Annotated in this window: 12 protein-coding genes; 5 read left to right on the forward strand and 7 right to left on the reverse strand. The window is 50.3% G+C overall.

All coding sequences use genetic code 11. The features are described 5' to 3' along the window. Window positions 1-396: 396 nt before the first annotated feature. From PQG83_RS17775 to PQG83_RS17805, 7 genes are all read right to left on the reverse strand, one after another. Window positions 397-1,536 carry a hypothetical protein gene (locus tag PQG83_RS17775; RefSeq protein WP_312743968.1) on the reverse strand — a complete coding sequence of 380 codons (1,140 nt, stop codon included), beginning with the start codon at window positions 1,534-1,536 and terminating at the stop codon, window positions 397-399. A 403-nt stretch (window positions 1,537-1,939) separates the two neighbouring features. Further along, entirely contained in the window at window positions 1,940-3,244 is a 1,305-nt protein-coding gene (gene mgtE, locus PQG83_RS17780) for a magnesium transporter (RefSeq protein ID WP_312743970.1), read from the reverse strand. After that, window positions 3,241-4,104 carry a magnesium transporter MgtE N-terminal domain-containing protein gene (locus tag PQG83_RS17785; protein ID WP_312743973.1) on the reverse strand — a complete coding sequence of 288 codons (864 nt, stop codon included), beginning with the start codon at window positions 4,102-4,104 and terminating at the stop codon, window positions 3,241-3,243. The genes mgtE and PQG83_RS17785 overlap by 4 nt, the downstream gene beginning before the upstream one ends. Before the next feature lie 4 nt (window positions 4,105-4,108). Beyond that, the gene (locus PQG83_RS17790) at window positions 4,109-4,942 is read right to left on the reverse strand and encodes a mechanosensitive ion channel family protein (protein WP_312743976.1); all 834 of its coding nucleotides are present in this window, start codon (window positions 4,940-4,942) and stop codon (window positions 4,109-4,111) included. 220 nt (window positions 4,943-5,162) lie between these two features. Beyond that, window positions 5,163-5,639 carry a hypothetical protein gene (locus tag PQG83_RS17795; protein ID WP_312743979.1) on the reverse strand — a complete coding sequence of 159 codons (477 nt, stop codon included), beginning with the start codon at window positions 5,637-5,639 and terminating at the stop codon, window positions 5,163-5,165. Between the two features lie 446 nt (window positions 5,640-6,085). After that, a complete protein-coding gene (locus PQG83_RS17800; protein WP_312743981.1) occupies window positions 6,086-6,967 on the reverse strand; it encodes a mechanosensitive ion channel family protein in 882 nt (293 codons plus the stop codon). A gap of 717 nt (window positions 6,968-7,684) precedes the next feature. Then, window positions 7,685-8,020, reverse strand: coding sequence for a hypothetical protein (locus tag PQG83_RS17805; RefSeq protein WP_312743983.1), 336 nt, complete (start codon window positions 8,018-8,020; stop codon window positions 7,685-7,687). 169 nt (window positions 8,021-8,189) lie between these two features. Between PQG83_RS17805 and PQG83_RS17810 the strand changes: the two genes are divergently transcribed. The 5 genes from PQG83_RS17810 to ispE are packed head-to-tail and all read left to right on the forward strand — an operon-like array spanning window position 8,190 to window position 13,984. Continuing rightward, the gene (locus PQG83_RS17810; protein WP_312743985.1) at window positions 8,190-8,762 is read left to right on the forward strand and encodes a CDP-alcohol phosphatidyltransferase family protein; all 573 of its coding nucleotides are present in this window, start codon (window positions 8,190-8,192) and stop codon (window positions 8,760-8,762) included. Between the two features lie 14 nt (window positions 8,763-8,776). Further along, window positions 8,777-10,594, forward strand: coding sequence for a GspE/PulE family protein (locus PQG83_RS17815; protein WP_312743987.1), 1,818 nt, complete (start codon window positions 8,777-8,779; stop codon window positions 10,592-10,594). A gap of 24 nt (window positions 10,595-10,618) precedes the next feature. Then, on the forward strand, window positions 10,619-11,731 hold the full coding sequence (locus PQG83_RS17820) for a type IV pilus twitching motility protein PilT (protein ID WP_312743989.1): 1,113 nt from the start codon (window positions 10,619-10,621) through the stop codon (window positions 11,729-11,731). Between the two features lie 54 nt (window positions 11,732-11,785). After that, the gene (locus tag PQG83_RS17825; protein ID WP_312743990.1) at window positions 11,786-13,018 is read left to right on the forward strand and encodes a type II secretion system F family protein; all 1,233 of its coding nucleotides are present in this window, start codon (window positions 11,786-11,788) and stop codon (window positions 13,016-13,018) included. An 18-nt stretch (window positions 13,019-13,036) separates the two neighbouring features. After that, a complete protein-coding gene (ispE, locus tag PQG83_RS17830) occupies window positions 13,037-13,984 on the forward strand; it encodes a 4-(cytidine 5'-diphospho)-2-C-methyl-D-erythritol kinase (protein WP_312743991.1) in 948 nt (315 codons plus the stop codon). Window positions 13,985-14,048: the final 64 nt, after the last annotated feature.

Here is a 14,048-nt window from a genome sequence, read left to right on the forward strand (position 1 = left end):
GAAGAAGATCCTCACATGGACTTCGTGAATTCCACTCTGCAAGAGGCATTCCATGGGTTAGTAACATTTGCAAAGATGAGGGCAAAAGAAAACCTCTATAATATACAACCAGTTTTTACAGTCTAACTTTGAAAGTAAGGGTTTCAGGAAGGAGTGGGAGGGAACTCCAGGGAAAGTTTGTTCCGGGAAAGGACAGCCTGTCGTCACCTTGTTAGGGTCGATGATTGGTAGGGTGGCTATGGGTGGGTAATCCGCCTTCATACTCTTTGGGATGGGCGACCCTGAAGGCGGAGATGATGAAGTTAAACCTCAAGTGTCTCACCCCAATGTTCTTGGAGGGAGAGGTAACGACATTTTACTCCCGTAAGCGGATTGGATCGTTTATGCGCATAATTTTCATTTCGCAATGGTGATACTGGGGACATTCCCTCGTGGGGCATCGGTGACCGTCATTTGAAATAGTTGATATAGCAGGCGAAATGCTTCCTGATTCCATGATCGCTTCTCCTCATCGGCAATGGAATAATAATGTCCCTCATGGGTGACGGAAAGTTTGGTATTAGGGCGTTCAATAGTGGATTCGATAATGTCCAAGACCCGGACCGGATTTTCGGAGACGATTCCCGTTCCTGGATCCGGATCCACATGATACTCCGGCTCACTCGCGATGGATCGACCCAGAAAATTGAGAATGCCGTGAAAACTCCGGAGCCGAAATGCCCCTTGTATCGGATATTCGCCTCCCGGGTTGTCGGGCCGGATATCGACCAGGATATCGTTCGGCGGCCAACGATCCGCCTTGGCCTGCAGAGCCAACCGCTCTCTATTGGAGATGGTGGTGGGGTCGTAGTTCGTAATCACGGTATGTCCGATCGACCGTTTTTGAATGGTAAAGATCTGCTTCTCCGCATCCACAATGACGCGATAGTTATTTTCCAGAGTTTGAAAGTCTCCGGCAGAAAAGGAGGATAATGGCAGGATCCATTCCCGGTCGTATACCAAGGGTTCTATATAGAGCTGATTGTTGTCCTGTAAACGGGAAAGATGAAGAACAATTTGTCGAAATTTGGGATATCCGATCTGATCCGCAGGTCGATTATAGTAGGCGGTTTCTTGATTATTCGTGGTCGTACGGATTTCCCCTGCCATGAGCCGGAGAAGTAAATCAATGTCGACCCCTTGTCTCAGCAGGAGGGTCAATTTTCCTTCCCGGAGAGGGGTTAGGAGACGTTGGGTAAAATCTTCTCCTTCAATGGGACTAATTGTAAACGTGGGGTTTTCAGCAATGCTGCCCCCAAAGACGGGCGCCAATGCAAATCCGCCATCTAACCCACCGAGCGGCGGAGTTGCCCCGGCCGAAAATTGATAATTAAAGGTGGCGGCAATGCTGGAAATGGCTGTGAAATGCACGGGTTGATGATGATGGGATCTGGCAATATTGAGGAGCAATTGTTCGACCAGGGATCTGGTGACCGAATGGTCATACGCAATGACCACATGTTCCAGTGCTTTCGGGGAAAAGCAGCCGGAGAGCATTAAAGGTAGGCTCCAGAGCATGATGCAGGCCAAAAAAGAGCTTCGGGTTTGTTCTTTTTGCACGGTGTCCTTTTTCCTATGAAGTGGGGGTTTTTCTCCCTATGTTGATCCATACAACACACAAAGTATTATTCTGTCGATGGTGTGCTTGGAAAACGGAATCTCGTGGAGCGATTTCTTTGTCCGTTCACGAGCGGTGAGACATTTTGACGTAACCAGAATTCCTGTAATGCGAGAGTATCAAAGCCGCGGTTTCTGTCAAGGGAAGAGGGCGTGCCGATCCTGAATTCACGTGACCTAGACGGCCTTTCCTTTAAGGGTGGTGTCTTCATCCCGGATAGTTTTTGCCGGAGATCCTGCTGTCAGACCGTGACCGTATTTCTCATAATTCCCTGAGCATCAATTAACCCAAAAAGCTGGAAAAAAGCGTGGCAAGTCCTAAAAAACTAAAAAATCCTGCCACATCGGTTACGGTGGTTAAGATGATTGATGATGATTGAGCCGGATCTTGTTTCAGGGATCGAAGGATGATGGGAATGATTGCCCCGGAAAATCCGGCCATGACCATGGAGATAATCATGGAGACGCCGATGACCATGGTTAATCCCCAGGATTGGCTCCAGACAAATACGGCGGTACAGGTCGTCGCGGCCACTGCCACGCCATTGGCCAAGGCGACATAGGATTCTTTCAAGGTCACGCGGAGCCATTGGGAAGGACGGATATCCCGCAACGCTAATCCACGCATGACTACCGCAAGCGCTTGAGCGCCTGTGTTCCCCGATTGCCCGGCCACGACAGGGAGCAAAACGGCCAAAGCCGTAAATCTGGCAATGGTGTCCTCAAATAACCCCACCACAAATGCTGCCAAAAAGGCTGTGAGGAGATTGATTTGCAGCCAGGGGAGACGTTTTCGAATGGCGAATCCGGGCGGCGACAGGGCTCGTTCGTCCTTACTGGCACCCACCATGGTTTGCATGCTAATGGTGGCCTCTTCTTTTTCGACCTGAATGATGTCTTGACTGCTAATGACCCCGAGGAGGCGGCCGTCCAAATCGGTGACCGGAATAGTCAGGACCTTCCATTCGTTGCAAATTTCTACGACTTGTTCCTGATTTTCCAAGGGATGAATGGTCGGTAATTCTCGTTTCATCAAGACCGCAAGACTCTTTTTTGGAGGGGCTAAAAACAAATTCCTGAGGGATAGGACGCCCACAAGGATCTGGCGCCGATCAATAATGTAGATTTCATTGAGATGCTGGGTGTCATGGGTGCGAACCTGTCGGATGGCTTCCTCGACGGTGAGGTCTTCCGGGAGCGCAAAGAATTTGACGTCCATGAGCATGCCGACCGAATCCTCCGAATACTCCATGAATGGTCCAATGTCGGCTGAGACGTGCAGGGGTAGGGCAGCCAAAATGGCTACACGAGTCTCATCGGGCATTCGTTGGAGGAGAGAGGCGGCCACTGCGGGTTGGAGGTGAGGAAGCGCACTCAGGAGTAACGGTTGCGGAATGATTCCGAGCAGGTCGGCGGCCAATGAGGGTGACATGACCGAGAGGACCTTTGCGATCATGGTGGGCGGGAGCTCGGCAAGTATGGGGATCACCTCCTGAGGATCGTAGGATTCAAACACATGGGCGGCTTCATCCGGAAATTTGGCAATAAAAGCCTGATGCATCTGTTCAGTCGTTGCAGGTGGCGTCATGGTGTTTCCTGTTCTTTCCGGGGAGAGGTGGGCGGTGTTGAGGTGCTCAGGGATTCTCCCAGTGCGGTCATCAGGCCAATTCCTGAGAGGGAATACGCTTCCCACAGTTGTAAGAGGGCATCGGAGAGAAATGCCGGTTGATACTCGCCGGTACGTGACTGGAGAAATTGCCTCAGTGTTCGATGTCGAAGCGCGCCAATAAACGTACGGTCTTGATCAATGACCGGAAGGCTGTCGTATTGAGCCCATGCGGGGTGGGCGACAATGTCGAGGGCATTGGCCGAAGCCGGGATCGCTTTAACGTCCTGCTGCATGATGGAGGACACGGTGATCGTCGATTCGGCTCCAAACAGCTCTTTCATGAGGATGACTCCGCGCAGGATGGTCTGATGATCAATGATGTATAAATAATAGATGGCTTGCCCGACGGTTTGGGTCACCCGCTGTAAGGCCTTGGCGACGGTGATGTCCGGGGGAAGTGTCAGGACATGCGGATCGGCGAGGCTGCCGGCGGTATGATCCGGCAAATTGATTGATCGCCGAAGATGTGCCCCGATGGCCGGGTCAACCTGATCCAGGAGAGAAGTTTGTGTGGAGGAATCATACTGACGGAGGATAGCCCGTGCCGAACGGGAGGATAACCGGCTGAGGATGACCGCGCTGGTTGCTGGTGGATACTGTTTAAGAATTTCGGCCGCTGGGCCGGGAAGACAATACTCCAGAAAGGCGGCGATATCTTGAGGGTCCAGGGTCTGCAACATTTCTCCCGCCGACTGGGCCGGAAGTTCCTCCACGTAGCGTGCGGCCTCTAATGGATGTTCCTGGATAAAGGTTTGCCGGAGCTGTTGGGTCAAATTCATTGGCCTATCCTTCCGTTGGAGAAAGAATGCTGGTGACTTCAGTAAATTGCGCGGCAGGAATCACGACCCTTCCTTTTGCCGTATCCAGGACGACGACCATGGGAGTGATGGCTGTGACGGTGCCATTGTAGGCGCCAACCTGAATTTTTTCCCCGATTCGGACAATGGGCTGAATGTAGTGGGCAGCAATCAGGTTCCTCACGGCTGAACGAGAACCGATTCCGAATGATAAGGCGGCTCCGGCAATGAGTCCGGCAATGAGAATGACAATGATTTGATTCAGCAGCGACGTGTCAATTCCCAACTCATTGATGGCCGTCACCAGAACAAGCAGAGTAGCGGCTATATAAACCGTTTGCGCAATGATGGTGCCTTGCCGGATTCCGGAAGAATCACACGCAACAGAGATCAGGTCGCGTACAAAGTTCGTGGCTAGGAGGCCCAGAACGAGAATAAGGATAGCCATGCCGATTTTGGGCAGATAGTGGACCAGTCCGGTTAACGTTTCGGACAACAGGGCGAGACTTAAGGCTTCGGTGGCGGATATCAGAAAGAGGAGAAAGACCAGCCAAAATCCTAGAAGGCCGACAATTTGTGAAATTGTTTTATGGCTACCGATTTTTTTGAGCAGCGTGAGAACACCGGTGCCGCCCAGCAAACGATCGACCCCAATCATATGCAACACACGGCTCGTTCCCGCTTCAACGATTTTTCCCAAGAGGATTCCCATGCCTAACAACATCAAGGCCCCGAGGCCTTTGGGAAGATAGGCCATAAACAGTTTGAAACTGTACTCAACCGATTCCTCAAGAGTTGCGGTCCAAAGGGTGATATCCATGGAATGACCTCCTTAGAAATTAAAAAGCAGAAATACGATAAACACTCCGACAACGAGCTGGTCGATCAGAGAGACCAATTTGCTCCTGCGTCGGCTGGACCGATAAGTTTCACGTGGCGTTCGATCATCCTGAGAGAGAATGTCCTTACCGGACTGGTACGTGACGTTGCTGAGCCCACATCTTCCCGTGGGGTTTTCTCTTCCCCTGGGCCCTCAGCCATTAATTGAGAGGGAGATGCGAAGGTTCTGTGTCCTCAGATGGCTCTCCCGATGCGGGGACCTGATTCAACGGAGAGTCCGGCAGAGGTTCGGATTCGATCGAAGATGGTGAGGGTTGAGCCGGTTCAGGGACCTGCCGTGTGAGTTTGTTGACTTTAATGACCGGTGGGTCAGTCACAAAGGGTTCATATTGCTTGACGTCCAACGTGACAGAGTCCTGTTCTTCCACAAGCAGGTCAATCTCCGGAACCTGTTTCCGAAAGGTCGCCAGGATGGTGCCATTCGGCGTGGTGACGGTCATTAACAACCGGTCCTGCTGGCGTTCCTTATGTGTGACGGTCCCCGTCAGGGGATGAACGGTTTCCTGAAGGAATTGGGGCAAATAGGGTTGGGCATATCGGGCGGCGAGATATGGTGCCCCTAAACCCAATCCTACTCCTAAAACAAACACCACAATGTAGACCATCAAGGATTTCATTCACGTTTTCTCCGCGGTTACAGTAGGACGTTTGGGCACTTTCCTTTTTTATACAAAGACTCTGACGAAGATGAATTTTCCTGCGTGACAATGAACGACCTCAGTCACACTGGGTGTTTCCGGGCATGCAGTACTTTCGTTCACTTGAAAGTGAAGTGGTTCAATTGTTGGGGATCTCGTGGATGGCGTTTAGATCGTGATCATTTATTTAAATGTTAGGCAACATTTAGAAAAAATGGCTGCAACATGTCGAACCGGGCAAGTAGATCTCAAGTGATGTCTACAGCTTTTGGAGACATCTCACCTGGCTATTATTCTAGCAATGCTGTGAGAGCTTCTCAAATACCATGGGGATAATGTGGAAGCGGCATGCAAAAGGAGTAACGGCCAGTATTTCTTAAAGCCATCGGAACCTTCCTGCTCCGATTGAGGTTTGGGCCCAATGTTCAGGTCGAGGAGGATGAGAGGGACAAAGGTACGGAGGTTCGGACATGAAGATCTCTTTGAGGGAAGGGAATTTCCACACCATTTCTCCGAAATTTCTTGACGATGGCGCAATTAATATCGGATTGAATCTGCCTTCTGCCTTGTGGATCTTCCACCCAGGCTAATAAACGCATATTCCAGGCAGAATCTCCGAAACTCATCAGCCAGGCTTTCGGTTCCGGGTGGGGTAACACCATAGGGTTTTCTTTTGCCGCTTCCAAAAGTGACTGTATCACCTTGTCTAAATCTGAATTGTAAGAGACTCCAACTTCAATCTCCAATCGGGTTTTGGGGTCACCGTGAGACCAGTTGACCACCGTGGAAGAGATAAATTCGGAATTGGGAACGACGATAGCCACGTTGTTCAGAGAACGAATGGTGGTGGATCGAATGTTGATTTCTGCCACATCTCCCTCGGTGTCTCCCACGGTGATGCGGTCCCCAATCTGGATGTGTTGTTCGAACAGCAACATGAGTCCCGCGATGAAATTGGACGTCAGATTTTGCAGGCCGAATCCGATTCCGACGGAGAGAAATCCAAAAATGACCACGAGGCCGCTCAGGTCGACGCCGATGACTTGAAAGGCAATCACGGTCCCGATAAGAATCAGGAAGTATTGAATGAGGCGGGTTAAGGTGTATTGTGTCGCCTTGGGCATCCTGGAGCGTTTGAGTAATTGGTTGATCAGAAAACGTCGTATCAGGGTGTTGATGATCATAAAGCCACCCAGAATGAAGACAAAAAATGCCAGAGACGAGAGGGTAATCGGGGTCTGGTTGATGGTAAATAAGGGGTAGGTAAAAAAGTGATCCAAGGCGTTCAGGACCGTTGAAAGATCCATGGTGATGCTCCTTTGAGGTGGTGTTAATTTATTGCCTCGTCGTAATTGAAGAAAAGACTTTTTTGGAGGGTTGCCATCTTTTTCCGTGGCGGATGAGATGAATTAACCAGAAAAATGTCAGAAAAGATAGAGGAGAACCAAGCTGAGGGAAGAACATATGAGAGATGAATCTTGCCACTTGAGATTAAAAGGTAACGTTTTTCCCCCAACTTTAGGTGAGAAGCTGTGCAACTCGTAAAAAAGAAGACCGATTTCGTACGTACGCCTATCGGGGGCTCGATATCGTGAATACCGCCATCCCGGAATAGTAGGAGAACCGACTCAAGGGGGTACAAGAGCGGAGCCGCCCTTTGTAGTGATTAAGCGGTTGAACGATCAGGGAGCGAGGGGGCAACGTCATCTGAGCGGGATCATGGGGCAACCCGTGTGCGGAGACGCATGATTCGTCGAAAGTCTTTGACCTAGCGAAGGCGCTGGTAGGGGAGGCTTCAGGCAGCCCGGTATTCCGACTTATTTGCAGATTGGATGGCTAGGGGGTGGAGGAGCGGTATCTGGAGCGCTTGGGGGAGCCAGCGTTCCATGAAGATTCCTATGGGATTCGTCAGGACGTGTGGTTCTGGTTGCGGTGGCGGCAACTCCTCAAAGAATGAGGAAACAGGTAGCTATTGTCGGTGATAGAGAAGAGGTTCTGAAATAGAAAGGTCCTCATAATGTGGTTTAGTTTGAGCCCAAAACTTTGGCTTCCGGATAATCAACCCAGGTTTCTTTTTCCGCCAGGTATTGTTGGCCTTTAAAATTGAGGCGGGTGCGCATGGTGGTAAAACCTAATTCCCGAAGTTGATCGATGAGGTCCTTCAGGCTTTCCTGCACGGTTCGGTAGACCTGGGACTGGAGATTTAGTGCTTCGTACATGACCGTTCCCGAGTATCCGCGTTCCACCCGTTTAATAGGGATCATTCGATTGAAATATCGGTCACTAGGGTCCATGCCCTCTAATTGATGCTTTTCCACGACGGCATTTCTGACTCGAAAGGATAAGGGAAGCGATGTCATGTGCTCTGGCTCCGGCTTAACGATGGGTAGCGGTTTTTTTCTTATTGTCAAAATCGATTATAGGCCGCCTCGATGGGGGTCGCAAGCGTGGTTGACTTCCCTCAGAATCCCAACGTAACCTTCCCTACGCTTAGGAAAAATACGTTTGTGGGAAAGGGGTTGTGGCGAAATGGTCCGCAAGTTATCGGGTGCCGACATTCCAATCAACCTTCCCAACAGCCTCACAGTCCTCCGAATTCTCCTTGTTCCGGTCTTCGTTGGGTTTTTGCTCTACGAATACTATGATTATGCCCTCGTGACATTATTAGTCGCGGCGGTGACCGATGGCCTGGATGGGGCCATTGCCCGTATCACCGATCAGCGCACTCGCCTTGGCGAGTATCTCGATCCTCTGGCTGACAAATTACTCCTCATGTCGGCCATCGTGACCTTATCGGTTCTCCATTTTATTCCGATCTGGGCAGTGATTCTTGTGGTGAGTCGTGACGCCATTCTCCTCACAGGGACCATTTTGGCTAATTTGACGGAAATCGATATTGATATTACTCCCACCTGGTTGGGAAAGGGTACCACTTTTGCCCAAATTTGCTATGTCATCATAGTGATACTCTTTGCAACCGGGCGTGTTCCTTCCGAAAGCATCATTCCCTTTCTCTCGGTAATGGTTATTCTGACAACCGGTTCTGGAGTGCATTATCTATTCCGGGGAATTCAACGGCTCAATTCGTCAGGCAAGAAATAAGGGTAAACAGGAGGATGCAGTTGAATCGAGAGCGGGTGGGCCTACAATTAGTGGATGCGAAAGTGATCTCTTCAGATGATTTGTCTCAAGCGCTTGATATTCAACAGGGAGAAGGAGGGCGCCTCGGGAGCATTCTGGTTCGGATGGGGGTTCTTTCTGAATCCACCTTATTGGAGTTTCTCAGCCAGCACTATGGAGTTGCCACCGTAGAATTGTCTACGTGCTCAATTGACGGAAGTCTTCGGGGGTTAGTTCCTTATGACGTTGTTAGTCGGCACCTCGTTTTGCCGGTGCGGAAAACCACTTCACGACTGAGTCTGGCTATGGCCGACCCCACGAATCTGTCATTGTTAGATGATTTGCGATTCCGGACAGGGTTGCACATCATCCCCATGGTAGCTACCGAATCGGATTTACGGACGGCGATCTCCCACCTGTATGGCCAGGGCCCAGATGGATCTTCTTCAACTACAGAATCTATGAAAAACGATGAGGAGGGTACTTTCAAAAACTGGGGAAATGGCGACCGGATTTTACCCGATTCGGTGGGTAAGCCTGTTGGCTGTTCTTCTGCTAACGGTTTGCATAATCAAGAAAGATCTATAATGCTTCATGACAAAGCAGAAATGTCTCGACTGAAACATCATGTGAAAATTGATAAAGATTCTTCAGCTGTGGAGGTTGTGAATGGGCTCGTGCAGCAGGCCATTGAAATGGAGGCGAGTGATATTCATATTGAGCCGATGGAGACCATGATCCGGGTTCGCTTTCGGTTGGATGGCGTCTTGTGCCCGATTCAAAATCTACCTAAAGACCTTCATCAGGCATTACTCGCCAGGGTGAAAATTCTTTCCGATCTAGATATTGCGGAGCGTCGGTTACCTCAAGATGGACGGATGAAGATAGAGGGCTTTCCCCACGTCGATATTCGAGTGGCCATCCTGCCCTGCTTGTTTGGCGAAAAAGCGGTTCTGCGTCTCTTGAATCAGTCAGGGCTTGCGTTACATTTAACCAATATCGGGCTTAACCAGCCTGATTTGGACCGGTTGACGACGGCTCTGGAAAATCCCTATGGGATGATCCTTGTGACGGGGCCTACGGGGAGTGGAAAGACGACAACCCTCTATAGCGCGTTACAATTTCTGAATACTCCTCAGATGAATATTGTCACTGTCGAAGATCCCGTGGAATACCAAATCCAGGGCATCAATCAGATGCAAATTCATGAAGAGATTGGATTGAATTTTGCCGCCGGGTTGCGTGCTTTTTTGCGGCAGGATCCTGACGTCATGATGGTGGGGGAAATTCGTGATCGGGATACCGCGCAAATCGCGATTCAGGCTTCCCTGACTGGCCATCGAGTTCTTTCGACCCTGCATACCATGAATGCCCCAGGGGCGATTACCCGGCTTATCGATATGAGCATTGAGCCATTTTTGGTGTCTTCCGCCGTCTCGCTCATTGTGGGCCAACGCTTGGTACGGAAAATTTGTGATCATTGTCGGGAACTGGAGCCGGTATCTCAATGTCAGCTGCGGGAGCTGGGTTTTGATGATGATGCGCTCGGGGCGGTTCATGCGATGAAAGGGCGTGGGTGTGGGTCCTGCCATCAGACCGGATTTAAAGGACGCATGGCCTTATTTGAGATCCTGCCTATTTTTGAAGGACTACATGAAAAAATTTTGGCACGGGCATCGACGAATGATTTGATAACCTGTGCGATAGGCGAAGGATTTCGCACGCTTAGACAAGCGGGGATGGCGGCGGTTCAAGGTGGATTGACGACTGTTGGTGAGGTGTTTGCCGAAACGAGATCTGATGCTTTTGTGTAGGGACGTCAGAAGACCGGATACCCAATGGAATTGACTGCACTCCTAGGTGAATTGTGCCGGCAGGGCGGATCGGATTTGCACCTGGTTTCCGGCAGTGTGCCTCGCCTCCGTGTGGACGGGCATTTACGCCCGATGGAGTCTCCGATATTGACCAACCAGGACATGTCTCAGTTAACCGCGAGTCTATTGACGGAAGCACAGCATCATCAGGTTCTGCAGACCGGAGCCTGGGATGGAGCCTACAGCGTGCCTGCTATCGGGCGGTTTCGGGTCCATATCTATACCCAACAGGGATCCTTGGCCATGGCCATTCGAACAGTGTCCGGGAAGATCCCGACGTTTGAAGAATTAGGGCTACCGCCCATTATTGCGGAATTGATGAGGAAGCCCCAAGGGCTGATTTTGGTAACCGGGCCGACCGGTAGCGGGAAAAGTACGACATTGGCCTCGATGTTGGATCATATAAATGAAGCGCGGTCTGCCCATATTATTTCATTAGAAGACCCCATTGAGATTCTGCACTCGCACAAAAAAAGTTTGGTATCTCAAATGGAAGTGGGATCCGATGTCCGCGAATTCCAGTCCGCCCTGAAAGGTATTTTACGGCAGGATCCCGATGTGGTGTTTTTGGGCGAATTGCGAGATCTCGAGACCATTCAGGCGGCTCTCACCATGGCTGAAACCGGACATCTTACGGTGGCTACTCTGCACACGAATTCTGCGATTCACACGCTGACACGATTGGTCTCGGTGTTTCCTTCCCACCAGCAACAAGAAATTCGTATCCAGTTGTCGATGGTGCTGGAAGGCATTCTGGCACAGAGACTTTTGCCACGTTCAGAGGGAAGGGGCCGGGTTCTGGCTTTGGAAATTCTGATTACCTCTCCGGCAATTCGAAATCTGATTCGCGAAGACAAGATCCATCAAATGTATTCCATGATGCAAACGGGACAAGCTCAATATGGCATGCAGACCATGAATCAAGCGTTGGCCGACTTGGCTGGACAAGGAGTGATATCCTCTGAACTCGCTATGGGACTCACAACTCTTCCTGATGAGTTATCCAAGCTATTGGAGCGCACGGGTCGGGAGCGATCCGGAGCAATGTCCCTGGCCAGGTTGCGGCCTCGGATGTAAATGTCATTAAGAGCCTTCTTGATATCCCACAGAGAAAGCGGGCAATAATTCGAAATGCCCAGATTTGAATATCGTGCGAAAAATTTGGATGGACAGACGGTTCACGGGGAAGTCTTGGCTGCTACGTCCAGTGAGGCCTTGCAACTTCTTCGTAGGCAGGATGTCTTGGTAACCGGTCTGCAAGAAAAAGTTGAAAGGGTATTCAATTTCAGTGGCCAGCTGACCGGCTGGAGCCGCGGGTGGAGCTGGAGAGGCGTGAGCAGTAAAGAATTGGTGGTCTTTACCCATCAGCTGGCAACGTTGATTCGTGCGGGTGTGCCTCTTTTGGAATGCCTGGACATTCTCTCCAGCGAAGCTGAAAACCCCACCTTGCAACAAGTGGTTAAGCATATTCAAGAGGATGTAGAGGGCGGAACCTTGCTCGCTCATGCTTTAAAACGCAACCCGACTGTCTTTAGTGAATTTTACCGGAGTATGGTGGAAGTAGGAGAGACGACAGGTCGCTTGGATGAAAGTTTGACCCAACTGGCCGTGTACCTTGATAAACAGGCTCAGTTGCGGGCGAAAATTTTCTCTGGATTAGCATATCCGGCTCTGCTCGTGGCCGTGGCGATGATTGTCCTGGTCTTTTTATTGATTTGGGTGGTCCCTCTTTTTTCTGGCTTATTCCAAGATATGGGCGAATCGCTTCCCTGGTTGACGCAAGTGGTGATTGACGTGGCTGAGGGGGTTGGGGATCACTTTTTTCTGTTGGCGGGATTTTGTGGAAGTTTGGGTATGGGTATCCGTTGGTTTCTCAAAAATCCGAAAAGTCGACAGGCCATTGATGGGTGGGTTTTAGGGGTTCCCCTTTTGGGGTCCGTGATCCAAAAAGCCGCAACGGTGCGTTTTTCCAGAACATTAGGGTTTTTAGTTCGTCGTGGGGTTCCGTTGCTGTCGGCCTTGGGTGTGGCGGGAACGGTGACTGGTAATAAAATATTCGAGCAAAGCATTAAACTGGCGGCCATAGCGATTCAAAATGGACAATCTCTCTCTGAGACTTTGAGAGCGGGCCAGGTTTTTCCGCCGATGGTTCCCCAAATGATTAAGGTGGGAGAATCAACCGGTTCCATAGATGTTATGCTGGAAAAAATTGCGGATCTTTTTGAGCAAGAGGTCGATCGGACGGTAGCCACGTTAACGTCGGTGTTAGAGCCCTTTATTATCTTGGTCGTGGGGTGTGGGATTGCCCTTGTCGTTGTGGCGATGTATCTTCCCATTTTTTCTATCGGTTCAGTTATTGGGTGAGTCTGGAGGTTTTTTGTCATGAGTGGGAGTGATATGTCTGTGACCGAAATCGTCGTGCGGGCACCGGCCAAAGTGAATCTGTTGATTCGGGTATTGGATCGATTGCCCAATGGGTATCATAATGTGTGGTCTCTCATGCATACGGTCGATGTCTTTGATCTTCTCCGAATTAGGCTTAACCCTGATCGGGATGGTCTTGTCTTAACGTGTGGAGATGCTCCGTTGCCCTTGGATAAGGGAAATTTGGTGTATCGGGCGGCTGAATTGGTGCTTCAGCGTTCTGAAAAGAATGTAGGCGTTGATATTGAGCTAACCAAAGTTATTCCCTTGTCGGCTGGTCTGGGAGGTGGAAGTAGTGATGCCGCTGCCACTCTGTATGGCCTTACTCACTTGCTAGGGTTAGATTGGACTTTATCTGACTTGTGTGAGGCGGGTGCAACTCTTGGAAGTGATATTCCATTTTTTTTTAAAGCCCCTTGTGCAGTGGTCCGGGGGTGGGGCCATGAGGTGGAGGCCTGTTCTCTCAAAGGCGAACGGTGGGTCGTTCTCGTGAATCCCGGCTTTCCGATACAGACAAAATGGGCATATAAACAGCTGTCCTCCCAACGGGAGGCCGTCAGACCTTTAGGTGAATTTACGAAGAGAATAGATCGTGAAATGAGCCTTTCCTGGGAGGAAGTGATCGGGATAATGGAAAATGATTTTGAACCGCCGTTGTTTCCGTTTTATCCGATTTTGGGATTCATTAAAGACACGTTGCTTTCCTTTGGGGCTCAAGCCGCACTATTATCAGGTAGTGGAGCCACCGTATTTGGGATTTTCCGCACTCAGGAAGAAGCTCGGAAGGCTTCCACCCGGTTGCGTCGTGATACGAGCTGGAGAATCTTTGATATCCCGATGGGTTCGACTGATTTACCTCATGACCCGTTCCACGTTGGCTCCTCCTCTCAGGTTTCCAACGTGTAAATTCAGTGACTTGAGTTGACAAGTCACCAATCGTAGAATTACCTTTGCTCTGCTTTTTTTCCTG

The sequence above is a fragment of the Candidatus Nitrospira neomarina genome, from assembly GCF_032051675.1.
Lineage (GTDB): Bacteria > Nitrospirota > Nitrospiria > Nitrospirales > UBA8639 > Nitrospira_E > Nitrospira_E neomarina.